This is a genomic window from Bacillus sp. PPSBB_2, assembly GCF_045291115.1.
GTDB lineage: Bacteria > Bacillota > Bacilli > Bacillales > Bacillaceae_G > Bacillus_A > Bacillus_A cereus.
This window is the reverse complement of the sequence record NZ_CP147983.1, coordinates 3,107,866-3,133,788: the sequence shown is the minus strand read 5'-3', so window position 1 is coordinate 3,133,788 and position 25,923 is coordinate 3,107,866. Positions and strand designations below refer to the sequence as shown.

The following is a 25,923-nucleotide window of genomic DNA, read 5'->3' as shown; positions in this document are numbered from 1 at the left end:
AATGGATTTTCAAATTACAGAACCATTTATACTCAAGGTTGATTGGGATAAAGTAACGTATGAATTTTTAATTCGTATTAAGCCCGATGCTTCTAACACTATTGTTTTTGGATCCGGAGCAGGTGGGTTTCAAGAACAGCCAATTGGTCCACCTATTTTTCATCGACATTCTTGGATGGATGAATTTGAAGATACTGTTATATATTATAATGACCCTACGTTATATCTTGGAAAATTATCTTTAGGTTGGGGACAGGGAGAGTTAAATAGATTTTATTTACAAGATATAGCAAATATTTTAGAAATAGTATTTGTAAAGTTAAAAGTTGATTCGAAAAATGTGTTGTTTTATGGCAGTTCTGGGGGAGGATTTATGTCTTTAATTTTAGCTGGATTCGTTAAGGGCTCCACAGCTTTCATTAATAATCCTCAAACAAATTTATTAAAATGGATACCTGTACCAATAAATCTAGTTTTCGATTTGTCTTATCCAAATTTATCAAGAGAAGAAGTTGAAGAGAAATTTGGCGAAAGAATTAATGCTGTGAAATTTTTTAATCACATTAAATATGTACCGAATATTTATTTTTTGCAAAATTTCGCGTGTGAATTTGATGTGCAAAATCATTTGCTACCATTTATTTCCGAATTAGAGCAACTTGATAAAGACACGGAAGTAAATCAAATTATAATTGACTTATATTTTGATAAAAAAGCAGGGCATGCAGCTGTAGGGAAGAGTGAAACAATTGAATATATAAAAAAAGTAAAACCTAATCAGACTGTAAAAGAAGAACAAAAAGAAGTGGACCTATCAGTTGTTATAGTTTTAGGAGAAGAAAAATCAAAATTGAATCAAATTTTAAATAAAGTGCAGCATATAAAACCACTAGAAATTATTATTGTAGCTGATGATAGAATGAGTGCGATACAATCTATACCAACATTTGTTGAAAGTAACGTTGTTGTGATTGAGGAGAAAAGTAAATGGAAAGCACCAGTTCATGGGGCAAAAGTCGCCAATGGTGATGTAGTCTTATTTTTAAATGGAGAAGATGTTATTTTTTCGGTAGAATTAGAACGATTTATAGAACCGCTACTAAAAAAGGAACAGGATGTAATTTTAAATAATATAGACTCGGTTTGTTTTGAAAAGATGAGAGTAGAATGGCCAAGCATTGCTATGGTGTATAAAAAAATAGTAAACGATGTATTGGGGCGTATGGATTTAAAATATGATTCGATGTTATCTATGCCATATGCTATTACTAAAAAAGCAATTGAAGACATTGGATATGATATCTTGCAGAACCCTATTCTGTCCCAAGTAACTCTTATTGAGAAAGGGTGGCGACTACAATCCTCGTCAGCCATCACTAACATCTCCTTGAATAATATGCCCGCAAACAAAACCTCTTTCTATAAAAATGGATTAACTAAATTAGAAGTATATGAGATTAAAGAAAATATAAAAGCTTTGGAGAGTTGGTTACAACGAAAAGATGATAGAGGTAATTATACAGATGGAGGAAGAAAAAGAGAAATTATAGAGCAGTTAAAAAAACAAAAGAATTATTCACGTTTCCATAAAGGATGGGGAATGAATTCCTCTATTTATAATGGAAAACAGTTATCAATTATTATACCAGCACAAAATGAAGAATCAACGATTAAAGAAGTTATTCTTGAGGCAAGAAAAATTGAACCAAAAGAAATAATTGTTGTCATTAATGGGTCAACAGATCAAACAGAAGCAATTGCTAAGCAATCAGGGGCAACAGTAATTGTTTATGAAGAAAGATTAGGGCATGATGTAGGACGGGCAATTGGTGCACAAGAAGCGACAGGAGATATACTTCTCTTTATTGATGCTGATTTTGCTATTCCAGCAAAAGATCTTCATCCGTTAACGCAAGCTGTTGCGGATGGTGTTGATATGGTTTTAAATGATTTAAATTTAAATCTTAGATTTCCTCTATATATTGTAAGTTTATATAAATATATGTTGAATATTGCTTGTAACCGTAAAGATTTAGGGGTAGGATCTACAATTGCTGTTCCCCATGCTATTAGTAGAAAATGTTTAGAGGGAATTGGCTGGGACACTCTTCACACAGCGTGTGTTGCACAAGTAAAGGCAATATTAGAAGGGTATAAAGTCGAATGTCTCCATTTTGTAGATGTAATGAAACCAAATCGTATTCGGCCACAAGAGCATTTTGCGACGATAGGACATCCACCAGCTGTATTGAGAATTACTGGGGATCATTTAGAAGGACTTTCATATTTATTGAAGAATAAGGATTTTAAAGATTTATTTTAAAAGGTAAATTTGTCTATTGAATGAGTAACTTAAACATTTCATTTATGCAACTTGACGATATTTAGTATTGCAATGAAACTAAAATCAAAAATTTTTATTATTTTTAGCTCAGGTACAAGTGAAGAGCATGTTTCACTGACTGATAGTAAATGAACAAGTAACTAAAAGGTAAAGGCTTCTTTATATATATGAAGAAGCTTTTATCTTTTTTATTTTAAGTATGGAAGGTAAAGGGTAAATAAAGTTGTAACGGTATTTTTATTTTTGGATAAATTGATATTAGATATAAGAAAGGAGGGAATATCTTGTCTTGCATCAATAAAAGTTGTTTTCATATTTCTTTAGAAACTAAAGTCAATCCAAATGGTGGGGCAGAAATATTCGTAAGGTGCAATGATGAATGTTTATCTAATTTTAATGTAATACCGTTTATTGCATGTGTTTCTATTTCAGTAAAGGATGATTTGAGTTTTTTAGTTGATTTAGATAGTTTAATAAAACGTTAATTTTCTATGCAGTTAATAATAAAATAACATCTAATTTATAAGACTTAGTAAGAGAGTCGTGTCCGAATTTAATTAACTGCATATATTGTTAAAAGAAAGGAGGGAGAGTTATGGCATGTACTACGAATAATGTTTGTTTAGATGTGTGTCTTAAAATTACAATTACCCCTGGTAGTGGAATTGATGCAGTAGTCGATTGTGGAGGCACATGTGGGACAAGTCCTACTATTGTAATTAGTCCTAGTGGATCAATTGTTATTACTTTACCATTAGTTGCATGTTTCTCAATTGCACTAAAAGATGATTTAAGTGTTGACTCTTCATTAACAAGCCTCTATTTTCAAACTTCTTAAGAAAGATACAGAAATGAAAAGCCTGCCTGCTACTTTTCTTTTGATCTAATGTAAAAATAAAAAAGATGGTTACAACCATCTTTTTTATTTTGCTATATATTTAAAATGAATTCATATATTATTTGGTGGTAAGAATATACAATTAAAAGCATTCAGTGTTTCTTTTTTGTTCGATGAGGTAAGAAATTGCTTCTATATGATCACCAATGATTTGTTGCGTTGCTAATGAAAGGTAGCCTTCCTGCGAGAAGTGTTTTTCTGGTCGAACTCGATTTATCTTGTCAACGTCGATAGAATGAACATTTTGTACATGCAATCCTGCTAAAATTGTTTTAACTTGACTTAAGGTTGGTGAAAGAAGAGAATCAAACCCAATTGTATCAATGCATTTTCGACTAAAAGCATGAGGGACAGCAGTTGTGGAGCCCATACCTAAATCTTTTCGATTACATGCTAAATTAACAACATGCTTACATGCAGTTACGATAGTATAAGGAACACGATACATGTAGTAGTGCTCTAATTTATTTAAAACTAAATCGGTGCCATTTTGAACAGATTGTACAAATGGTAATAAATCAGAACTAGGAATTAAGAAATCACCATCAATAAATAATAATATATCACCTTTTGCAAAATATGCACCAACGGCACGTCCGGTATCAATGCCGAGTGCTTCTTTGTAAGTAATAACTGTTGCACCGCAATTCTTTGCCAATTCCTCTGTTTTATCTGTTGATCCATTAACAATAATGATGATTTCTAAAGGTTTTAATTTCTGTACCTCAAAAATGATAGATTCTATCGTTTTTTCTTCATTTTGAACAGGGATAATGATGGATAATTGTTTATTTCCATAAGTATTTGAATAAAACTCTTTACCTGTAATTATTTTGGATATAGCTCTTTGTTCACCGTTTTGAAGTTCTAAAATAATATCCCGCCTTCGATTATTATCAGTATAGTTTCCTCTCGAATCTTGTAATATATTTACCCAATTTTCAATTGCTTCTAGGTGATAACGTATGAGTTGTTTTGAGGGGAAGGAGGGAATTTGCGGTATAGAAATTTTGAAATGATTGCTAATGCGAAATTTATTTTTAATAATTTTCATTTGTGCTAATATCGGATTTAATAAACTTTCTGGAGTAATTGCATCAAGAATCTCTTTTGTTATTGCATAGGGAGGAAATAATAGTGAGTTAACATGTAAATCTGGACGATGAAAAAAATGATTCGTAACTTGCTGCCAAATCATTTCTATAGTTGGCTTTTGCTTTTGATAAAAAAAGTCATCTAAATTGTTTAATACTATGTCAGCTGATTCGTCTAGTAATGGTTGAAGAAATTGTGTAAGTAAGGAAGATTGGATAATGTAATTTGCATCTAAAAATAAGAGGTACTTACCCTTTGCTTTTTTGGCACCAATTACATAACAATTATTTGATTCTGTCGGTTCTTCTAGTGTGATAATTTTACAATTGTAAGATTGTGCAATATCAATGGAATCATCGATACATCCGTTAATAGTAAGGATAATTTCTAAAGGCTGTAGTTGTTCACAGGCTTTCAAAATTTCAGGTAAAACTTTTATGTTATGCTGTATACGAATAATAATAGAAATCGGATTTTTACACATAAGTAGTCTCCTTTTTAATCAGAGGTAGTTATTAATAAGATTAGATAAAATAGGAGATATATATTTTATTATATACGTAACGACTATTTAGTTTTCTCAGACTTAGAATTCTCATTACCTGAATTAGTACCTTTATTTATTCCAGAAGCGAGTAAATTATTGAGAACGCTCAGGTCTAATTGCATAGGGATTGAGTTTTCGGATGTAGTTTTCTCATTTTCTTTTTTGGTAGTTAATATAGTCTTTATATTTTTTATTTCTTTATATTGTTTTAAGGTAATGAAAAATCCAGAAATAATGAAGAGAAAAGAAACAGTAGCGAGTAAAAGTATTATTTCCAACATAAAACACCCTCCTTTAAATCTATAATAATACCATATTTGAATGTAATAAGACAAAATTCGAGCTAATGAGTTCACTTTTTAAATATATGCAAATCTTTAGTAAAAGTTACTAATTTCTAGGTTAAAGGAAGCAATTATAGAAACGTATAGATATAAATAAATTAAAATTTCATTTGTAGTGTAAAGGTATGTGTTATATAAGCTGAACGTCATTCTATAACAAGTTAAACAGGGTTTAATTTTATATAAAAAGAGCATTTAATTGGACAAATAATTAATTATGTGAAATAATAATAACAGATAAGGAGACGTTGCTTTTCCTTAAGTGCTTCGAATTAATTTTATTCAATAAGAGAAGGTGTGCTTAAAGAAGTTAAATTAAATAAGGAGCTGTTTTATTATATGCAACAAAATAATGATTTAAATTTTGAACCTCAAGACGTTAATATTGTTAATCCTAAACAAGCCAGGAAAGCAGTAATTGCTACTGGTATAGGGAACGCAATGGAGTGGTTTGACTTCGGATTATACGCGTATTTAGCGGTAATTTTAAGTCAATTATTCTTCTCTGGTGTTGATAATAGTGGATTGCAACTTGTACTTACATTCGGTACATTTGCAGCAGCCTTTCTCGTTCGACCAATCGGAGGTGTATTCTTTGGTAGAATAGGAGATAAGTACGGCCGAAAAATCGTGTTAAGTACTACTGAGGGTGTTGCAAAACTCATAAATATCCAAAAATAAATGCATAAAGAAATCCGTTTTCCTGGAAGAATGATAGTATCCCAAAACTATATCCAGAAAGGACGGATTTACTAGTATGATAACCAATTTTGATCAGAATCAATCCATTTTACAAATTTTATTTGCGTANGAAGAACTTTTTCATGAATGGCTGAAATACCTGCGTCACGAAACCAAGTGCCGACACGTGAAAAAGTAGAAATATGAGGAACAAAAGACAAACCACCAGATGAACGAAAAGAAGGATATTGATGCAAAAAACGAGTCAATTTGCATAAAGAACTGATTTGAAATACGGTTTTTAGGAAAAAACATTTAAGTAACGATTTTCTACAGATGGGTGGACGGCCTGTCATAGGCGGAACGCCTCCAATGGTTAAACTGTCTACATACGCAATTAAAATTTGTAAAATGGATTGATTCTGATCAAAATTGGTTATCATACTAGTAAATCCGTCCTTTCTGGAGATAGTTTTGAGATACTATCATTCTTCCAGGAAAACGGATTTCTTTATGCATTCATTTTTGGATATTTATGAGTTTTGCAACACCCTCTACTACTATTATTTTAATGGCACTTTCTACATTATTCATCGCATTACTACCAACCTATGAACAAATTGGTGTATGGGCACCAATACTACTTTTAGTTGCCCGAATGATTCAAGGCTTCTCTACAGGCGGCGAATATTCAGGAGCAATGGTTTATATCGCAGAATCTTCTCCAGATAAAAAGCGTGGTATACTCGGTAGTGGTCTTGAAATTGGAACACTCTCAGGTTACATTGCTGCATCGGTAATTGTTACCATTTTGACGTTATTGTTAACAGATGAGCAAATGCTCAGCTGGGGATGGCGTATTCCGTTCTTAATAGCTGCACCAATTGGTTTGGTCGGTTTATACTTACGCCGTCATCTAGATGAATCTCCAATCTTTGAAGAGATGGAAAAAGCACAAGAGGAATCTGAAGACAATGAACAATTTTCATTCATGGATATTATTAAATATCACAAAAAAGACTTCTTATTAAGCACAGTAATTGTCGCCTTCTTTAATATTACAAATTATATGATTCTTTCGTATATTCCTTCTTATCTAACTCAAGTACTTAAAGTCGAAGAAACAACAGGCTTATTAATTATTTCTATTACGATGGCACTTATGATTCCACTAGCACTATATTTCGGTAAATTAAGTGATAAAATTGGTAATAAACGCGTTGTGCAAATTGGTTTACTTGGTTTAACTGTATTTGCAATTCCAGCATTTTTACTAATAGGTAACGGACATATTGCAGCTATATTTGCAGGTATTTTCGTACTAGGTTTCTTCTTAAGTGTATATGAAGGAACATTACCTTCATTATTACCATCACTCTTTTTCACTGATGTACGTTATCGAGCACTTTCGATCTCATTTAATATTTCTGTATCGATATTCGGTGGAACAACACCGCTCGTATGTTCATACTTAGTTCATGCAACTGGTAACCCGCTCGCACCGGCATTTTATTTAGCAGGTGTAAGTATTATTGGATTAGTTGTATTTAGTGTACTATTCGTTACAACTTCAGGGCGTGCGCTAAAAGGTTCATATCCTACAGTAGAAACGAAAAAAGAAGCACACCAAATCGCTAAAGAAGACCCTGAAGAAACACTTTGGTGGCATGAAGAGTCATTAGAAATTGAAGCAGGGAAGAATGCTTCCATTTAAAAAGCAACGTAGAAATACAAAAAGACTCCTATGAATATAGGAGTCTTTTTGTTACGTTATTTCTTTCGTTTCTTCAAACTTTTTTGATATGCATAAAGCTTATGAATCTCTTCCTTAAATTCATGTAGAAGTACAGTGTTTGCACCATTTGAATAACGCACCGTATTATAAGCATCTATAATAATATCACTTTGAATATTTACATCTTCTTCATCGTTTATTCTTTCTAGCCAAGCCTCAACAGTTTCTCCCCGTTTTCTATTTAAAGGAGGGGTTAACTTACTCTCTAGCTTAAAAATTTCCTTCCGAATTTCGTTATGTGGCGGTTTATTTCGTTTAAAACGATTTTGGATCATTCCTTCTTTATCAGTAATGATAGTAGATTCGAAGACGTGCATATTTGGTAAACTTAAATGTTTTCGTTTTTTTACTATTTTCCAAACGACGTAAATAGCGATAGCTGTACAGACTATTATTGTAGTGCTATTTATGAGTATTGGATCAAAATCAGGAATTTTTTTTCCGTCTTCAATTTTTGGTTTTAAGAGATGTCCTTTATTTGCCCAAACATCTTCAGTATCTTTTAATTCCGCTGCTTTAATTAATGGCATTAAAGCATAGCCGACGCCTAATGCGACTACTTCCGTTATAAAACCAAAAATAAGTCGAATGAAAGGAAATACTTGAACAATTAATATACTCATTAAGCCAATCGTAATGATAGAAGAAAAACGTAATAGTTGTTGTTTGCGATTGGCCCCGGTTAACCAAAATGTAATCATAAGATGCAAGGCTAACATTAATAGTTTCCACAACGGTGGAAAGGGTGCATAAAATATAGCTGAAACGACAAACCATACAATACCACCTAAAGATTTTTGAATTGGATATCCAGGTCCGACCACATGTACGATAAAGAAAAATAGTGGTAATATGATTGTGCCAAATAGAGAAAAAGGTAAAAATAAAGAGAAAAGAACGATTTGAAGAACTAAAAGTATTACAAATCCTGTTGTTTTTTTCTGCATAAATTTATGAATAAGAAATACTCCAATATAGCCTGTTGTTAAAAATATTGCAATACTAATTAGTTCATCTCTTTCTGTTAATAATGAAAGCAGAAGGAGCAGAATGAAATCATGAATGTGATATAGCCAAGTTTTCAACTGGTTCCACCATCCCTTCACTAGTAATGAGAAACGTTGGCTGCGAGAGGAGAGGGAGTTCATTTCTTTGTAAACCAATGTATATCATTGTAGACGATCGTTCTCTTTTTCTCTTTACATAATGAAGGAATCCTTGTTTCGGAAGTAACGTACTATCATCTGAAATACGGGCTAATTCTTCTAAAGCTTTTGCATATTGTGTTTGTCCTTCATTTAACGGTACATGTAATGCACCGCCTTCTGCTAATACACTAATAAACAATTCAAACGGAATGTGGTGCTTCGTTGCATACTGGAAAATGTATGTTGCATATGAAATAAGTTCTTCTACATTATCTTTCCAACCAAATCCACGATCGGCAGCTAAAGAAAGACAAATCGTCCAACTATAATTTTTTACAGGTTCATATTGCTTCGCCTGTAATTGTTGCATTTTAGCAGATGCCTTCCAATGAATAGAGCGGAAAGACTCACGCTCATATCGCTTTACACCGATAATAGATGTTTCATCATTGTAAAAAGAAAAATTCGTTCGATAAGATCCATTCAAAAGTTGCTGAAGTTCTTGCAAACCTGCTACTTCTTTAGGAGAAGGATACACAATAATTTCAGTCCTTAATTTATCAAAAACAGGTAAATGTACAGTTAATAGATGAAATGGATCTTTTAATACACATTCAAATTGTTCAATTTGAAACACACCACGCTTCGTGGCGGTTAATGTTAACCCCCATTTTTGTGCCGAATGTGCAGGTTGTGAAAATGGGAAAGAGAATAACGTTTTTGATATTTGTTCAATGCCTTGCTCTTTATGTGGTATAAGGGACGAATTTAAATGAAAGTAACAAACACCATTAACGATTGGTATGCTGGCTCCATTTTTTAAATGAATAAAAAACTGTCCAGATTCCTCAGGAAAAATCCGTGTAGTTTGTTTCTCATTTATGATTTGAAACTTCTTCTCTATGAAAGCGACATATTTATAAATAAAAATCGCAAATAAATAATAGAAGAAAAAGAGAAACATAAGCATTCGTTGCGGGAAAAAGAATGTGAAAAGTAATGCGATTGGAACGGTTAGTTGAATAATATGGAGTTGAAAAAATAAAGGCACAGTTACAACACGCTGTCCATTCATGCTTGTTCAATCTCCACAGGTACGTCAACTTCTTTTAAAATACTTTGCATAATATCATTCTTTGTCGTACGCAGGGCACCTTCCATTGATAAGACGATACGGTGATTCCAAACAGAAGGAACTAACAATTGTATATCTTCTGGTGTGCAATATTCTCTCCCGCGTAAAAAGGCTAAAGCTTGAACAGCACGTACTAAAGCTAATGTGGCACGTGGGCTTACACCGTTAGCGATATAATCATGATTTCTTGTAGCATGAGCAAGTTTAATAATGTAATGTTCTAACGGTTCCGAAACAAATATTTCTTTTACTCGTTTTTGAGCTTCTAAAATATCTTCTAATGAGATGACAGATGTGACACTTTCTAATGGTAAATCGTTCCGAAAACGTCGCATCATTTGTAACTCATCTTTAGGAGTTGGATGACCGATTGAAATCGTCATTAAAAAGCGATCAAGCTGTGCATCTGGAAGAGGGAAAGTCCCTTGTGATTCAATTGGGTTTTGCGTCGCAATAACAAAGAACGGTTTCGGAAGAGGAGTTGACTGCTTCTCCAGCGTCACTTGTCGTTCTTCCATCGCTTCTAACAAACTCGACTGCGTTCTCGGCATTGCACGGTTAATTTCATCTGCTAGCAAAATGTTTGTCATAACTGGTCCAATTCTTAATTCGAATTCGCTTGTTTTTGGGTTGAAGTATTCAATACCTGTTACATCACTTGGAAGTACATCAGGGGTAAATTGAACGCGAGAAAAACTACTACCAATACTTTTTGAAATGGTTTTCGCCAGTAACGTTTTCCCAGTACCAGGCACGTCTTCGAGTAGTACATGTCCATCAGCAAGAAGTGAAACGAGCAGTAGATCAATAACATTTTCTTTACCAACAAACACAGATCCGATGTTTTCTTTCAATTTATTTATCATATGTACCATTCCTTTCATTATAAAAGAGCTAATATTTCTACATTTTAACAAATTATTCAGAAAATTGGTATGATTTTTTAATTCGAAGAAATGGATATTTAATTATTAAATTACTCTTGCATATTTTGGAATATGATTATACAATATCGATATACGATGTATCGTAAGTCGATATATCATAAGGCGATGTATCGGAGGTAGTTATAATGAATACGAAGGCGCAAAAATATATTCCGTTAACTGAGGCGACATATTACATACTGTTATCACTAGTGAAACCAATGCACGGATATGGAATTATGCAAATGGTAGAAGAGATGACAAATGGGGAAGTAAAGCTCGGTCCTGGTACTTTATACGGGAATACGACGAAATTACTTAAAGAAAAATTAATTGTTGAAGTTGCCTCTACAGATAGAAAGAAGTGCTATGAGTTAACGCCGTTTGGGAGAGAAGTGTTAGAGCTAGAATATAACAGATTGCAGAGATCTGTAAGGAATGGAAATAGTATATTAGGGGAGTGAATGGGAAATGGAGACAAAGAAGGTATTCAAACCTTTTGCGATATGGAGCTTGGAAAAAGAAGAAGCTTTTTTAAGAAAAATGCATCAAAAGGGATGGGCTTTACAAAAGTATAATGTAATGTATACGTTTAAGAAAACTGAACCAAAAGATGTAGTATATAAAGCGGATTTTAGACTGGATTATAAAGATTCAAAAGAAAAACAAAAAGAATATATTGAAATATATGAAATATGTGGATGGAAACATGTAACGAGTTTTGCGAAGTGGAATTATTTTTGTAAAGAAGTAGACGAGGAAAATGAGTTACCTGATATTTATTCAGACAAAGAAACGAAGATACAAAAATTTGTTGAATTGATACAGTTCGTTGCAATTATGTTTGTAATGTTAATTCCAGTGTTTTACTTATGTTTTCTTGGAGTATCAGAATCAGGATTATATAAAGGTATGGTTGGGTTTTTAGTTTGTATATATTTATATGCGTTTATTAATTTATTTAGGAAGATTAAAAAGTTAAAAAATGAAATATTGTAACAAAGATTGGGTTTATTAAAGAAGATGGTTGTATATTGAATGGAAATCATCTTCTTTAATTTCTATATATCCTTGTTTTGTTGGGTATTTTTTATATAATAAAATATTGTATATTTAAGGTATAGAACTAACAGTTACAAAGATGTACCAGTAACAATACCTAAAAAAATCATAAATGAAGAAGTAATTAATAATAACGAACTTGAATATCACTTTATTAGATTTTTGTTTTTTATAAAGGAAATAAAGTAAAAGACCACAAATAGTAGAAAGTATCCATATAGCTAAACCGTAAGAAGTCGAGATTTTCTCCCAATCGAAGATCCAAAAGTAAAAGATGACTATATGACAAGTTAATAGTAGAAATATTGATGGAAGCGTTATTTTTTTATTATTTGTTTTACCTCGCTTATGTAAACATTTCCAAAAGAGTGCGAAGTTTAACATATAATAAGGAAGAAATACATTTTTAATTAACGTATTAAACGAAAAAATCCCTTATAGAAAAATCTATTTCTACAAGGGATAATCATGTTTTTATTAGAAAGACTGATTTTGCGCAGGTTTAATAAATTGTTCAGGGTTTTCAACAAGTCCGCATACAGCACATTGGACACGGTATGTAGGTCCTTGATAAGCCATATGAAAAGCATTCATCGTTTCATTTGTGTATTCTTCTTCTACTTGACCAGTTTGTGGATTTAACTTGACTGGTTTTACTTGTTGCTCAAGAATATTAAAGCGGGTACGGTTCGTTTTACAACTTGGACATAGCATTGGTTCCATATGTATACACCTCCATTTGTATCATTTCTTAAAATCTTTAATTTTATGCAAGCAAAAAACTTTCTCAATATAAATAGGTGTTTAATGTATTTAAAATTCAGAAAAAATAAAATATAATAAAAGTACGAACTGGTTATGTCCAAACCAAATCTCCTGTTTTATGCCAATAAGCTGGGGGGCCGAGAAATCGGCCTCATTTTTTTTGCTCATTACTACAAGGAACAAGGTTTTTGTGAGACTTTTGTCGAAATTTTAGGGATAGATACAAGGGGGGATGTAAAATGGATTTGAAAATGAAGTACATCATTTTATATGTAGAAAAGTTTGAGGAATGTTTAAAATTCTATAAAGATATTTTACAGTTACCTATAAAAGCAGAGCACGGTACATATATTGAATTTAATACTGGAACTACCATTTTAGCGATGAATACGCGGCAAGATGTGAAAGAATTAACAGGACTACCGCTTACAGAAGGTGAATTAAAGTTTTCTCATTTCGAATTAGGATTCGTTGTTGAGAATGTACAAGAAACGATTGAGCAATTTAGAGAACAAGGAATCAAGATTTTAGTTGAACCGATTGTAAAACCGTGGGGACAAACAATTGCCTACATTGCTGATCCAGATGGAAATTATATTGAAATTTGCAGTTCATTAGAATAGAGGGAGAAAGAGAGATGGGATTTCCAAAACTAGAAACAGAACGTTTACTCTTAAGAGAACTTACACTATTAGATGCAGAAACGATGTTCCAATATTTTTCGAAAGAATCAGTTATACGTTATTTCGGAATGGATTCTTTCGAAAATATTGAGCAAGCGAAAACCACGATTCAAACGTTTAAAAATCGTTATGAAGAGGGCAGTGTATTTCGCTGGGGAATCGAGAAAAAAGGGACGGGCCAATTAATCGGAACGTGCGGATTTCATTTAATTAATAATCATCATAAACGAGCTGAAATTGGTTATGAATTAGATGATACATATTGGGGACAAGGATATGCATCGGAAGCATTACAAGCGATTTTAGCTTATGGATTTGAAATGCTGCAACTAATAAGAATCGCAGCGGTTGTATATGTAGAAAATAAAGCTTCTCAAAAATTGTTAATAAAAGCAGGATTTCAAGAAGAAGGATTACTTCGAAAACATATGATTCAAAATGGTGTTGCTCATGATACCATTCTATACTCGTTATTAAAAGAAGAGTGGAAGAAGTAATGAGTACAAATGAGCTTATAAATGTTATGAAGAAGCATAAAGAAAACCGCTTTATTTTAGGGATAGATGGTTTAAGTCGATCTGGAAAAACAACATTCGTAGCCAATTTAAAAGAAAATATGAAACAAGAAGGCATTCCGTTTCATATTTTCCATATTGATGATCACATAGTGGAGCGTAATAAACGATATCATACTGGATATGAAGAATGGTACGAGTATTATTATTTACAATGGGACATTGAATGGCTAAAGCAGAAATTTTTTCAAAAGCTACAACATGAAACAAAATTGAAATTACCTTTCTTTCATGAAGAAACAGATATATGTGAAATGGAAAAAGTACAGATTCCTATTGTAGGCGTAATTGTTATTGAAGGAGTTTTTCTGCAGCGAAAAGAATGGAGAGATTTCTTTCATTATATGGTCTATTTGGACTGTCCAAGAGAGACAAGGTTTCTACGTGAGAGTGAGGAGACACAGAAAAACCTTTCAAAATTTGAAAATAGGTATTGGAAAGCAGAGGATTATTACTTAGAAACGGAATTGCCGAGGGATAGGGCGGATTTAGTCATTGAATGATTTGAAAATAGAAGGTGAATAGAATGAATATTTTATGGGATTTTGATGGGACGTTATTTGATACGTATCCTGCATATACAATGATGCTTTCTGAAATATTAGGTGACTCAGTAGAAAAACAAGAAATATACAAAAACTTAAAAATATCATACTCTCATGCAATTCAGTATTATAATATTTCATGCGAGCAGGAAGAAAAGATTAAAGTTTTGAAGGAGAAATTCACGCCAAAAGATATGAAACCTTTTGCAGGTGTCGAAGAGGTTTTGAAATTTGCAAATAAAAATGTGATTATGACCCATAAACATAGGGAAGGGGTTATGGGCATTTTAAAATATTACGGCTGGGAAAAATACTTCGTAGATATGGTTACAATTGACGATGGCTTTCCTCGAAAGCCAAACTCTTTAGCTTATAATCATCTGCATAAAAAATACAATATTGATTTAGCTATTGGAGATAGAGAATTAGATTTATTACCTGCAAAAGAATTAGGTATTTCAACATGTATGTTTCAAGGTAATTGTGATGTAGCGGATTATTCTTTATCACATTACTCGGAGTTTTTTAAGGTAGTGAGTGATAGAGAGTTTTCTTTATAAAAAAAGTTATTAATAAAGACTGTATCTTTCATTTTAAAGGTACAGTCTTTATTTTTTAGAGCTATTATATACCAATTGCCGTGGATTAAAGAATGATTGTATATCTTTAGTAAAGAAATAGTCAGGTTAGTTGTTAGATAGAAATAGACAGATAAAGTGATAGTGTCCGTTTTATCTGCTTTTTATCATAACCAAATTATGGTTATTCATGCTAATATAAACTCATAGCTATATAGAAGGGGGGGGATTAGTATGAAAACAGAAATAGTTCCTAAAAAGAAGTACAGTATAATAAGCTATATATCTTTACTCATCGGCATTTTGTGTTTTCTATTCGTTTTTATAACGCCAACAAGGATAGCGAATGCAGGTAATATAGTTGGAGATTATATTACAATTGCCCTGACAGGTGTAGGTATCATGCTTTCAATAATCACAATGACGAAAAAAACAGAGAAGAAGGGGATTGCTATTCTTTCATTAATATTGTCCTCATCATTTTTTATATTTTGGATCATAGCGATTATCCTATTGTTTACTGGTCAAATTAGTTTTGCGCCGTAATGTGAAATAAAAAGAGTCCTTTTCGTATGATAACGGGTATAGTTACGGGAGTGAAAATATAAAATAACATACAAATTAGAGATGTAAATTACTTATGATTTAGCATCCCTTTTTTTATTGTTATTTCAGTGTTTAAGCGCTTTTATATAGTTAAATAGCGTTCTAAATAATAAGATAAATGGAAAATTTATGTTAAAATAATTATAGAGATTGTGAAAAAATGTTCTTAAACTAGCGTTCAGATTACTTTAAGAAGGTTTTTTCAAAGGAAATGGTAAATATCATATTTTGAAGGGGTGATTGTAGTGGATTAAGTGATTTTTTTAATCTTGGTTAAATACTTTGAAGATAGGGGTTTATAACTATGAATACAAAACTAATAATAGTAGAAGGGTTACCTGGATTTGGAAAATCAACCACTGCAAAGCTAATAAATGAAATTCTAAGCCAAAATAAAATTGAAGTTGAACTATTTTTAGAGGGAAATTTGAACCACCCAGCCGACTATGATGGTGTATCTTGTTTTAATAAATTTGAGTTCAATAGATTATTATCTAACAGTGGAGATTTTAAAGAAGTGCTCCTTAAGAGAGTTCTAAAAAAAGGAAGCAATTATTTATTACCATACAGAAAGATGAAAAATGAGTTTGTTGACCAGTTTTCGGACGAATTATTTAACATTATTTTAAAAAATGATATATACGAATTACCATTCGATAAAAATGTTGAATTAATTGCTGACAAATGGAATGACTTTACTGAAATCGCTCTAGAAGACAATAAGGTTTATATCTTTGAATGTTGTTTCATACAAAATCCATTAACTATTGGGATGATTAAATATGGTGAACAAAAAGAAAAAATAATAAATTATGTAATGAAAGTTGCAAAAATCATAGAAAATTTAAACCCAATGTTATTGTATGTAGAACAAGATAATCTTGAATTTTCATTTAGGAAGGCGTTAAAAGAAAGAACTCCAGAATGGTCCACAGGAATTATCGACTATTACACTAACCAAGGCTATGGGAAAGAACATCACCATTCAGGTGTAGAAGGAGCGATAAAAGTTCTTGAAGCTAGAAGGAATTTAGAATTAGAAATATTCGATATGTTAAAAATGAAAAAAGAAACAATCAATAATACAAAATATGAAATTGACTCATATAGGTCAATGTTAAAAGATAAGTTAGCCATACAAATGGTGAAATAGCTTTTTACACTAACTGGTGCTTTAGTTGAAGAAGGAAATAAAAAACGCTCAGAATATTTTCTGAGCGTTTTAGTTTGTTATTTCTAATGTTTATTAGCATTTTTCTCTTCCTAAACTGAACCCATTACTCGTATGAAGGACTCTTTTTATTCGGTATCTTCAGGTTGATATTCTAAAATATCCCCCGGTTGGCATTCTAATGCTTTACATATTGCTTCTAAAGTTGAAAAACGGACTGCTTTTGCTTTTCCATTTTTCAAGATAGAAAGGTTAGCCATTGTAATTCCAACCTTCTCCGAAAGTTCTGTTACACTCATTTTTCTTTTTGCTAACATTACATCAATATTAATAATAATTGCCATATTATTCACCTCAGACCGTTAAATCATTTTCTGATTTTATATCTATAGCATCTTTTAATAGTCTTTGGAGAACGGCAGCAAAGACCGCGATTACCATTGAAGCAAAAATCATAATCATTCCGATAATAATAATGCCAGGGGCGTCATCTCTCTCTGCCACGAGATAGAAAAGTGGCATACCTAATACATATAATACACTAATTGCCAATGCGCTGTACTTAATATTTTTTAAAGCTTGAACAGATAACTCTGAGAATGCGTTATTTTTATCAATATAGTTTAAAAGCTTAAATGTTTGGTACAGTGCGAAGTAATAAGGTATTGCTGTTGCATATAAATTGATAAATACAAGATATTTAATATATGCAATATCTGGATATAATTCTGCAGCGAAAGCTCCTATTTTAGGGACTAAAAAAATGCACATAGCAAGAACGGGGATTCCGATCAGAATCACAACGGTCTTTAAAAAGAGTGTGGATCCTTGTTTCATAAAAAGCACCTCATTTATTTAATATCTTATTAATTTAACACGGGATTTATTGTTTAACAATAAATTTTTATTTCTTTTGATCGAGGATTTATTGTTAAACAAGTAATTAATGAAAAGGATGTTAAATCTTTTTTATAAGATAGATGATACATACCGATATTTAATAAAGGAAAGAAAGGGAAAGTAACTATTGTTAGCTTTATGAGAATTGGGAACTAATAAAACATATGTAGGTTTTGGTATGGAAAAGGAAATAGTGTGTATTTAAATGAATGCAAAGTTTATGGAGGAACAATCATGTTGAATTATGGTGTGAAGATGAAAAAGTTGCTATTAGTGGCAGCTATAATAGTAAGCGTATTAAGTACGGAAAGTATGATGAATTATCATGCGGCCAAAGCTAAGGTGAAAAAAGTAGAACATCAGCCTAAAAATATAATTATGATGGTTATGGACGGAACGAGTTCAACGGCGACAACATTGGCTCGCTGGTATAAAGGGGCACCGCTTACGTTAGATCAAATTGTAACAGGAGGAGTTCGTACGTTTTCGGCGGAATCAGCTATTACAGACTCAGCGCCAGCAGCAACAGCATTAGCAACTGGAAATAAATCAAATTCAGGATATGTAGGTGTATTACCTTCTATTGTAAGTTCGCCTAGCTTAGAGCCAATAAAAGAAGAGGACAAGTTACGGCCGGTCGCAAACGTATTAGAAGGTGCAAAACGTACTGGTCGTGCAACTGGAATTGTTGCTACATCTGAAATTCAGCATGCTACTCCGGCGGGATTCTCGGCTCACCATGTCAATCGCAAGCGATTTGACGTAATTGCGAAGCAGCAAGTATATCAAAATATAGATGTCGTATTAGGCGGGGGAAAAGCGGCGCTGTTACCTATGCAAAGTAATGGAATCCGAAAAGATGGTGAAAATTTAGTAAAGGTGATTCAAAACAAAGGATACGATTTTGTTGAAACGAAAGATGCGTTATTGAACTCCAAATCTAATAAAATTTGGGGCTCTTTCTCACATCATGCTCTTGCGTTTGATACGGATCGTATAGCAACAAACCCAGAACAACCAACACTTTCTCAAATGACAGAAAAAGCAATTCAAACATTATCAAAAGATAAAGATGGTTTCTTTTTATTCATAGAAGGTAGTAAGCCTGATTGGGCAGCCCATGCTAATGATCCAATTGGGATGATTAGTGATATATTGGCATTTGATGAAGCGGTAGCAAAGGCGTTACAATTTGCGAAGAAAGATGGGGATACGATGCTCATCGCTTTAACTGATCATGGTAACAGCGGCATCTCTATAGGGAATAGGAATACGACAAAAGGATACAATACTACACCGGTTTCTGCATACATTGATCCATTGAAAAAGGCGAAAATGACACTTGAAGGAACTATAAATAAACTGAAATCTGATTTATCAAATGTAGAAGATGTAGCTAAACTATACGGTTTGGATAATCTAACTCATGATGAAAAAGAAAAATTAAAAGCGGCAAAAAAGAAAATGGATGTAGGACGAATTCTTACTACATTATTGGCTAATCGTGCAAATATCGGCTTTACGACAGGAGGACATACAGGTGAGGATGTATTCTTACATTCTTATGGACCTCAAAAACCAGAAGGCTTAATCCAAAATACAGACATTGCGAAGACGATGGCGAAAGCGATGGGCTTTAACTTAGAAGAAGTAACGAATAAAATATTTTTAGAGAGTGAACAAGCCTTTAAGAAGATTGGTGCAACTGTAACAGCCAACAAAACCGAAGGAGCAAACCCGTTACTGGTAGTAAAACATAATAAAGTAGAAGCACAATTATTTGGTAACAAAAATATAATTCGTATCAATGGTAAAGGGTATGAATTAAGAAGTATTATTGTAGAGAGTAATGGAAAGTGCTATGTACCAGAAGAAGCAATTCAACTATTTGTAAAGCATTCTCGTTAAAAAATTGCTAACCAGTTAAGCTAACTGGTGGCAATTTTTTGTGTTTATTCTAAATGTAAGTGTTCGAATTGTTTTGTAAAGTTTTCCATATGAGACTGGTATCAATGTTAAAGGGAAAGTATAGTTTTTTCTTACATTAAAAAATTTCGTTTTGTAGAATAAGAAGTTATACATATAGTAAAGTCTAATGGGTTATCAATTAATATTTACGAAAAATATATTAATACTTTAGAATTTCTTTAATGTTCATTATTTTTTATTTAAGGTTATCCGTTATATTTATAATGTGTTTATTTCAATGTATTGTATTGAAGCTCAGTTTTATATAATTATAAAGCAATCATCAAAATAAAATCTCCACTAGAGTAAATTTATTATTTTTTTGCGAAAATTATTATGCAGTTAAGAAAACTGTAATTTATTGAATTAGAAATATATTAGAATTTAGTTGAAGAAAGAGAGAGGGAATAAAATGAATATAGTGCACTTACGTCCTAAACAGCGGTCTAAGTATCGCATTATGCTAGGGAAGTGGTATTACTCTACAAAGAGGCACATTCAGTGGTTAGCAGACGGAAAAACATATGCAAAAAGGTTCCAACAAGAAAAGCTACCTTGTACAGCAATTCAGCACCAAACAATATTACTTCGTAAGCTCAAAGATGTAGATATGTGGTATCAACAGAATAAGGTTGTTAATTTGAAAATTGCTGTTAAAAAACTAAATGGTATCGTCATTAGACCGGGAGAAACATTTTCTTACTGGCGTTTAATAGGTAAGCCAACGAGGAAAAAAGGGTATGTAGAAGGTATGGTATTACACTACGGATCTTTTCAATCAGGTATTGGAGGAGGTCTTTGTCAGCTTTCAAATTTAATATATTGGATGACTCTACATACACCACTGACAGTAACCGAACGATATCGTCATAGCTTTGATGTCTTTCCTGATTCTAGGCGAACTCAACCGTTTGGGAGTGGGGCAACTTGTTCCTATAACTATTTGGATTTACAAATTAAAAATGAAACGGATCAACCGTATCAACTTCACCTTTATATGACAGATGAACATTTAGTTGGTGAATGGAGAACAGTCTATCCGCAACTTTATCAATATGAAGTGTATGAGAAAGAACACTCAATTCAACCTGCATACTGGGGCGGTTATATACGACATAATGTGATTCAACGTAAAGTATATAATTTACAGAAACAGTTAATAGAAGATCAATATGTAACAGAGAATCACGCTATAATGATGTACGAACCACTATTAGCTTGTAATAATGAGATTAGTGAGTAATATGGTAACCCATAGATTAAGTAGTATAGAAAATATTTAATTCTTATTTTTACTAAAAAAGTTCACTGTTATTTATAGGTGAGTTTGTTTTTCTATCTTATGTATTTCACCCTGCATAAAAAATATTTCTCAACATTTTATTTGTTGAAAAAAGATTGAATATTCGTATTATAACGAATATTATGTTGTTATCGGCAAAAAACGATAATTTGCAGACACTGGGGAGGAAATACATTGAAAAAGAAAAAGAAATTAAAACCATTAGCGGTATTAACAACAGCAGCAGTATTAAGTAGTACGTTTGCTTTTGGAGGTCACGCAGCGTATGCTGAGACACCAACATCATCTCTACCAATAGATGAGCACTTAATACCGGAGGAGCGTTTGGCTGAAGCGCTAAAACAACGGGGGGTAATTGATCAATCTGCATCGCAAGCTGAGACGTCAAAGGCTGTCGAAAAATATGTTGAGAAAAAGAAAGGGGAAAACCCTGGGAAAGAAATCTTAACAGGAGATAGTCTTACGCAAGAAGCTTCTGATTTTATGAAAAAAGTAAAAGATGCAAAAATGAAGGAAAATGAACAGGCGCAGCAGCCTGAAGTAGGCCCGGTAGCTGGACAAGGTGCAGCATTGAACCCTGGGAAATTAAATGGAAAAGTACCTACTACATCAGCGAAGCAAGAAGAATACAATGGAGCTGTTCGAAAAGATAAAGTACTTGTTTTACTTGTAGAATTTAGCGATTTTAAGCATAACAATATTGATCAAGAGCCAGGATACATGTATTCTAAAGACTTTAATCGTGAACATTATCAAAAAATGTTATTTGGTGATGAACCATTTACTTTATTTGATGGATCGAAGATTAACACATTTAAGCAATATTATGAAGAACAATCTGGTGGTAGCTACACAGTTGATGGGACTGTAACAGAATGGCTTACTGTTCCAGGAAAAGCATCAGATTATGGTGCTGATGCAGGTACTGGGCATGATAACAAGGGGCCTTTAGGACCAAAAGATTTTGTGAAAGAAGCATTAAAAGCAGCGGTAGCAAAAGGAATCAATTTAGCAGACTATGACCAATTTGATCAATACGATCAAGATGGTGATGGAAATAAAAATGAGCCAGATGGCATTATTGATCATTTAATGGTTGTACATGCTGGTGTTGGTCAAGAAGCTGGCGGCGGTAAATTGAAAGATGATGCGATTTGGTCACATCGTTCAAAACTAGGTTCAAAACCATATGCAATTGATGGCACGAAATCTTCTGTTTCGAACTGGGGCGGAAAGATGGCTGCATATGATTATACAATCGAGCCTGAAGACGGGGCAGTTGGTGTGTTTGCACATGAGTATGGCCATGATTTAGGCTTACCAGATGAATATGATACAAAGTACTCAGGACAAGGTGAACCTGTTGAGTCATGGTCTATTATGAGTGGTGGTAGCTGGGCTGGAAAAATTGCAGGAACAGAGCCAACGAGTTTCTCACCACAAAATAAAGAGTTTTTCCAAAAGAATATGAAGGGGAACTGGGCGAATATCCTTGAAGTAGATTATGACAAACTTAGCAAAGGAATCGGTGTTGCGACATATGTAGATCAAAGTACTACAAAATCTAAACGACCTGGAATCGTTCGTGTTAACTTGCCGGACAAAGATATAAAAAATATCGAATCAGCGTTTGGTAAGAAGTTCTATTACAGTACAAAAGGAAATGACATTCATACAACACTTGAGACACCAGTATTTGACTTAACAAATGCAAAGGATGCTAAGTTCGATTATAAGGCATTTTATGAACTTGAAGCGAAGTATGATTTCCTTGACGTATATGCGATTGCAGAAGATGGAACGAAGACACGCATTGATAGAATGGGCGAAAAAGATGTAAAAGGCGGCGCGGATACAACTGATGGTAAGTGGGTTGATAAATCATACGATTTAAGCCAATTCAAAGGAAAAAAAGTAAAACTGCAATTTGAGTACTTAACAGATATTGCAGTAGCTTATAAAGGGTTTGCGTTAGATAATGCAGCATTAACTGTAGATGGAAAAGTTGTTTTCTCTGATGATGCAGAAGGTCAGCCAGCAATGACGTTAAAAGGCTTTACTGTGTCTAACGGATTTGAACAGAAAAAACATAATTACTATGTAGAGTGGAGAAATTACGCTGGTTCTGACACTGCGTTACAACATGCACGTGGCCCAGTATTTAATACAGGAATGGTTGTATGGTATGCGGATCAAAGTTTTACAGATAACTGGGTAGGAGTTCATCCAGGTGAAGGGTTCTTAGGAGTAGTAGATTCTCATCCAGAGGCAATTGTAGGGACATTAAATGGACAACCTACTGTGAAGAGCAGTACGCGTTACCAAATTGCCGATGCGGCATTCTCATTTGATCAAACACCAGCATGGAAAGTAAATTCACCAACTCGCGGTATCTTCGATTATAAAGGATTACCAGGAGTGGCAAAATTTGATGATTCTAAGCAATACATCAACAGCATTATTCCTGATGCAGGACGTAAGTTACCGAAACTAGGACTGAAGTTTGAAGTGGTAGGCCAAGCTGAAGACAAGTCTGCAGGTGCAGTGTGGCTTCATCGATAAAATAAGGTAAAACGAAGAGGAGCTGCGATAAGTCGGTGAAACTGACTTATCGCAGCTTTTTTCTTCTTGTGAAAAAACTTGCTGTTTTTTTATGTACTTATTGGAAAAATTCGAAGTTTCTTTTATAAATAAAATACTCCGCCTGTCCAATTATAGAAGCTGTTTTGGGCGTAAGTAATTTGTAAGTAATGAGTAAGAAAAAAGAGATTTTCATAGTATATAATATTTATTATAGCTACTTTTAACACCTGATACTAATAGTGTGCTATAATATGAATTAGCAACAAAAAGGAAAGGAATTAGAACAATGACCTTAGAAAATACTAAAAATTTAAAAAAACAAGTTGCTCCTTTTGAAAAATCAACGATTAAAAAAAGTGTTTGGCAACTGATCAACACAATCGTGCCATTTATTATTTTATGGTACCTTGCTTATAAAAGTTTGTCAGTTTCTTATTGGTTAACATTAGTTCCAGCACTGTTAGCCGCTGGATTTATGACAAGAATTTTCATTATTTTTCATGATTGCACCCATTATTCGTTCTTTAAAAGTCGACGTGCAAATAGAATAGTTGGAACGTGTATGGGTGTTTTAACATTATTCCCATTTGATCAGTGGGGGCATGAACATTCTATTCACCACGCTACAAGTGGTAATTTGGATAAGAGGGGTACAGGGGATATTTGGACGCTTACAGTTGATGAATATGTAGCTGCACCATTTAGACTTCGTTTAGCATATCGCTTATATCGCAATCCATTCGTTATGTTTGGATTAGGTCCGATTTATGTTTTTTTGCTTAAAAATAGATTTAACCGAAAAGATGCAAGACAGAAAGAACGTATGAATACTTATTTGACGAATATTATAATTGTTGCTGTAGTAGCTATACTTTGCTGGGCAATTGGGTGGCAATCGTTTCTGTTAGTACATGGTACTATATTCTTAATAGCAGGTTCAGTAGGGATTTGGCTGTTTTACGTACAGCACACATTTGAGGATTCTTATTTTGAAGAGGATAAAGATTGGGAATATGTGAAAGCGGCAGTGGAAGGAAGTTCTTTTTATAAGCTTCCTAAAATTTTGCAGTTCTTAACTGGTAATATTGGATTCCATCATGTTCACCATTTAAGCCCAAGAGTACCTAACTATAAACTAGAAGAGGCACACAATAATACGCTTCCGTTAAAAAATGTACCAACGATTACGCTTGCTACAAGCTTACAATCACTACGTTTCCGTCTTTGGGATGAGAAAAGTAACAATTTTGTTAGCTTTAAAGATGTCAAAAATATAATTAAAAATAATGTTTCTGTTCGAGTGAAATCTGAACTATAATTGCATCGTATATAAAACTCCCCTTAATCATTTTCGATTTAAGGGGAGTTTGTGTTTAAAGAGTAGATGCCAGATAAGAGGAAAATTTACATAATTCAAATTGTAATTGAAGCAGATTAGGAATTGCTCGTACGTAAGTACAAATATAAGATGACAGTAAATGCATTATGTTAACAAATTCATAGTAAAAGGGGGGATCGTACAACATTATATCCAAAAATAAGAAAAGACTTGAACGAAAATTCCATTCATTTTTCTTGGTGTTCCGCATTCCATACACTTAAATAGGACGCATATTCTAATTCATCTGGATTCTCATGTAACATAGAAATGAATTCTAATTTGTTTCCATCACAATCTAGAAAGTATACACTTGCAGCAGGCATCCACCTTTGGACAATTGGCTCTTGATTTCCTTTTCCTTGACTTCCTATCACTGCTATTCCACGTTCCTCTAACCACGCTTTAGAAGTCATTAAAAACTCTAAATTTACACCAAAAGCAAAATGTCTCGGCTCAAAGTCTTCAATGTTATGTACTTCCCATAGTCCAAGCATTTGTTGTTTATTTTCTCCGACCCAAAAGAAAGCCACTCTTCTTTTGGAGAGTTTTCTTGCTAACGTTAATCCTAGCTTGTTTTGATAGAAATTTATTGCCTTCTCTAAATTTCTTACATGTAAATGAGTTTCGTATATGTTCTGTATTATTATGATCATTCCTTTCTTTATTGGTAACTACCAATTGAATAGTGAATATAATTCTAAAGTTGAAATATGTATAAGCCTAGTAATGTACATCTATATCCGATATACCTATTTACTATTATATTGAAATTGGAATGTGATAAATCCCACTGAGGTAGTAAGTGTTTAAATGAACACTCTACTACTTTTGTAGGAAAGGGGATATATTCATTAAATTCAGATGAAATCATATTAAAATAATGAAAAAAG

Annotated in this window: 24 protein-coding genes and 4 pseudogenes; 17 read left to right on the top strand and 11 right to left on the bottom strand. The window is 33.0% G+C overall.

What is annotated here, in order from left to right; genetic code table 11:
• Position 1 precedes the first annotated feature (1 nt).
• The 3 genes from V6946_RS15745 to V6946_RS15735 all read left to right on the top strand — a co-directional run bounded on the left by V6946_RS15745 (position 2) and on the right by V6946_RS15735 (position 3,182).
• Entirely contained in the window at positions 2 to 2,323 is a 2,322-nt protein-coding gene (locus tag V6946_RS15745; RefSeq protein WP_406622353.1) for a glycosyltransferase, read from the top strand.
• 305 nt (positions 2,324 to 2,628) lie between these two features.
• Positions 2,629 to 2,829: a hypothetical protein gene (locus V6946_RS15740; protein WP_001277646.1), complete on the top strand. Its 201-nt coding sequence runs from the start codon at positions 2,629 to 2,631 to the stop codon at positions 2,827 to 2,829.
• A 110-nt stretch (positions 2,830 to 2,939) separates the two neighbouring features.
• Positions 2,940 to 3,182 carry a hypothetical protein gene (locus V6946_RS15735; RefSeq protein ID WP_000752474.1) on the top strand — a complete coding sequence of 81 codons (243 nt, stop codon included), beginning with the start codon at positions 2,940 to 2,942 and terminating at the stop codon, positions 3,180 to 3,182.
• Between the two features lie 142 nt (positions 3,183 to 3,324).
• Here the strand turns inward: V6946_RS15735 and V6946_RS15730 are convergent, their stop codons facing one another.
• Positions 3,325 to 4,821, bottom strand: a complete 1,497-nt coding sequence (locus V6946_RS15730) for a glycosyltransferase (RefSeq protein WP_006924587.1) — start codon at positions 4,819 to 4,821, stop codon at positions 3,325 to 3,327.
• 83 nt (positions 4,822 to 4,904) lie between these two features.
• Positions 4,905 to 5,165 carry a hypothetical protein gene (locus tag V6946_RS15725; protein WP_000889742.1) on the bottom strand — a complete coding sequence of 87 codons (261 nt, stop codon included), beginning with the start codon at positions 5,163 to 5,165 and terminating at the stop codon, positions 4,905 to 4,907.
• Between the two features lie 402 nt (positions 5,166 to 5,567).
• On the opposite strand from V6946_RS15725, the pseudogene V6946_RS15720 reads away from it, so the two are divergent.
• Positions 5,568 to 5,873: pseudogene (locus V6946_RS15720) on the top strand (MFS transporter); the annotation flags it as partial.
• Between the two features lie 167 nt (positions 5,874 to 6,040).
• On the opposite strand, the pseudogene V6946_RS15715 reads toward V6946_RS15720, so the two are convergent.
• Positions 6,041 to 6,352, bottom strand: a pseudogene (locus tag V6946_RS15715) (transposase); the annotation flags it as partial.
• A 110-nt stretch (positions 6,353 to 6,462) separates the two neighbouring features.
• Here V6946_RS15715 and V6946_RS15710 point away from each other — a divergent pair.
• Positions 6,463 to 7,623: pseudogene (locus V6946_RS15710) on the top strand (MFS transporter); the annotation flags it as partial.
• Between the two features lie 56 nt (positions 7,624 to 7,679).
• Here the strand turns inward: V6946_RS15710 and V6946_RS15705 are convergent.
• From V6946_RS15705 to V6946_RS15695, 3 genes are read right to left on the bottom strand one after another with little or no spacing between them, the layout of a single operon-like run.
• The gene (locus tag V6946_RS15705) at positions 7,680 to 8,789 is read right to left on the bottom strand and encodes a DUF4018 domain-containing protein (RefSeq protein WP_006924583.1); all 1,110 of its coding nucleotides are present in this window, start codon (positions 8,787 to 8,789) and stop codon (positions 7,680 to 7,682) included.
• The gene (locus tag V6946_RS15700) at positions 8,761 to 9,927 is read right to left on the bottom strand and encodes a DUF58 domain-containing protein (protein ID WP_001014398.1); all 1,167 of its coding nucleotides are present in this window, start codon (positions 9,925 to 9,927) and stop codon (positions 8,761 to 8,763) included. The genes V6946_RS15705 and V6946_RS15700 overlap by 29 nt, the downstream gene beginning before the upstream one ends.
• Entirely contained in the window at positions 9,924 to 10,853 is a 930-nt protein-coding gene (locus V6946_RS15695; protein ID WP_197323806.1) for a MoxR family ATPase, read from the bottom strand. The genes V6946_RS15700 and V6946_RS15695 overlap by 4 nt, the downstream gene beginning before the upstream one ends.
• Before the next feature lie 206 nt (positions 10,854 to 11,059).
• Between V6946_RS15695 and V6946_RS15690 the strand changes: the two genes are divergently transcribed.
• Together V6946_RS15690 and V6946_RS15685 are read left to right on the top strand one after the other, a co-directional pair.
• The gene (locus tag V6946_RS15690) at positions 11,060 to 11,377 is read left to right on the top strand and encodes a PadR family transcriptional regulator (RefSeq protein ID WP_006924579.1); all 318 of its coding nucleotides are present in this window, start codon (positions 11,060 to 11,062) and stop codon (positions 11,375 to 11,377) included.
• 7 nt (positions 11,378 to 11,384) lie between these two features.
• Complete coding sequence (locus V6946_RS15685) at positions 11,385 to 11,912, top strand: DUF2812 domain-containing protein (RefSeq protein WP_406622065.1); 528 nt, start codon at positions 11,385 to 11,387, stop codon at positions 11,910 to 11,912.
• 114 nt (positions 11,913 to 12,026) lie between these two features.
• Here V6946_RS15685 and V6946_RS15680 read toward each other — a convergent pair.
• Positions 12,027 to 12,359, bottom strand: a pseudogene (locus V6946_RS15680) (hypothetical protein).
• Between the two features lie 93 nt (positions 12,360 to 12,452).
• Positions 12,453 to 12,698, bottom strand: coding sequence for a hypothetical protein (locus tag V6946_RS15675; RefSeq protein ID WP_000433609.1), 246 nt, complete (start codon positions 12,696 to 12,698; stop codon positions 12,453 to 12,455).
• 281 nt (positions 12,699 to 12,979) lie between these two features.
• On the opposite strand from V6946_RS15675, the gene V6946_RS15670 reads away from it, so the two are divergent.
• The 6 genes from V6946_RS15670 (at position 12,980) to V6946_RS15645 (ending at position 16,880) form a co-directional block, all read left to right on the top strand.
• On the top strand, positions 12,980 to 13,363 hold the full coding sequence (locus V6946_RS15670) for a VOC family protein (RefSeq protein WP_006924562.1): 384 nt from the start codon (positions 12,980 to 12,982) through the stop codon (positions 13,361 to 13,363).
• 14 nt (positions 13,364 to 13,377) lie between these two features.
• A complete protein-coding gene (locus tag V6946_RS15665; RefSeq protein ID WP_006924560.1) occupies positions 13,378 to 13,920 on the top strand; it encodes a GNAT family N-acetyltransferase in 543 nt (180 codons plus the stop codon).
• The gene (locus V6946_RS15660) at positions 13,920 to 14,501 is read left to right on the top strand and encodes a kinase (RefSeq protein ID WP_366981451.1); all 582 of its coding nucleotides are present in this window, start codon (positions 13,920 to 13,922) and stop codon (positions 14,499 to 14,501) included. Before V6946_RS15665 ends, V6946_RS15660 begins: the two co-directional genes overlap by 1 nt.
• A 23-nt stretch (positions 14,502 to 14,524) precedes the next feature.
• Positions 14,525 to 15,103 carry an HAD-IA family hydrolase gene (locus V6946_RS15655; RefSeq protein WP_001024236.1) on the top strand — a complete coding sequence of 193 codons (579 nt, stop codon included), beginning with the start codon at positions 14,525 to 14,527 and terminating at the stop codon, positions 15,101 to 15,103.
• 252 nt (positions 15,104 to 15,355) lie between these two features.
• Positions 15,356 to 15,667, top strand: coding sequence for a hypothetical protein (locus tag V6946_RS15650; RefSeq protein WP_000845548.1), 312 nt, complete (start codon positions 15,356 to 15,358; stop codon positions 15,665 to 15,667).
• A gap of 364 nt (positions 15,668 to 16,031) precedes the next feature.
• A complete protein-coding gene (locus tag V6946_RS15645; protein WP_006924554.1) occupies positions 16,032 to 16,880 on the top strand; it encodes a hypothetical protein in 849 nt (282 codons plus the stop codon).
• A 146-nt stretch (positions 16,881 to 17,026) separates the two neighbouring features.
• On the opposite strand, the gene V6946_RS15640 is transcribed toward V6946_RS15645, so the two are convergent.
• On the bottom strand, positions 17,027 to 17,242 hold the full coding sequence (locus V6946_RS15640; RefSeq protein WP_000974619.1) for a helix-turn-helix transcriptional regulator: 216 nt from the start codon (positions 17,240 to 17,242) through the stop codon (positions 17,027 to 17,029).
• A gap of 10 nt (positions 17,243 to 17,252) precedes the next feature.
• The gene (locus V6946_RS15635; protein ID WP_000809113.1) at positions 17,253 to 17,735 is read right to left on the bottom strand and encodes a DUF2975 domain-containing protein; all 483 of its coding nucleotides are present in this window, start codon (positions 17,733 to 17,735) and stop codon (positions 17,253 to 17,255) included.
• A 297-nt stretch (positions 17,736 to 18,032) separates the two neighbouring features.
• On the opposite strand from V6946_RS15635, the gene V6946_RS15630 reads away from it, so the two are divergent.
• From V6946_RS15630 to V6946_RS15615, 4 genes are all read left to right on the top strand, one after another.
• Positions 18,033 to 19,706, top strand: coding sequence for an alkaline phosphatase (locus V6946_RS15630; protein ID WP_006924548.1), 1,674 nt, complete (start codon positions 18,033 to 18,035; stop codon positions 19,704 to 19,706).
• 472 nt (positions 19,707 to 20,178) lie between these two features.
• On the top strand, positions 20,179 to 21,009 hold the full coding sequence (locus V6946_RS15625; protein ID WP_001028236.1) for a VanW family protein: 831 nt from the start codon (positions 20,179 to 20,181) through the stop codon (positions 21,007 to 21,009).
• Between the two features lie 234 nt (positions 21,010 to 21,243).
• A complete protein-coding gene (locus V6946_RS15620; RefSeq protein ID WP_000727446.1) occupies positions 21,244 to 23,631 on the top strand; it encodes an immune inhibitor A domain-containing protein in 2,388 nt (795 codons plus the stop codon).
• Positions 23,632 to 23,938: 307 nt separating this feature from the next.
• On the top strand, positions 23,939 to 24,970 hold the full coding sequence (locus V6946_RS15615; protein WP_406622063.1) for a fatty acid desaturase: 1,032 nt from the start codon (positions 23,939 to 23,941) through the stop codon (positions 24,968 to 24,970).
• 248 nt (positions 24,971 to 25,218) lie between these two features.
• Here V6946_RS15615 and V6946_RS15610 read toward each other — a convergent pair whose 3' ends face one another.
• Positions 25,219 to 25,677, bottom strand: coding sequence for a VOC family protein (locus V6946_RS15610; RefSeq protein WP_025687456.1), 459 nt, complete (start codon positions 25,675 to 25,677; stop codon positions 25,219 to 25,221).
• Positions 25,678 to 25,923 lie beyond the last annotated feature (246 nt).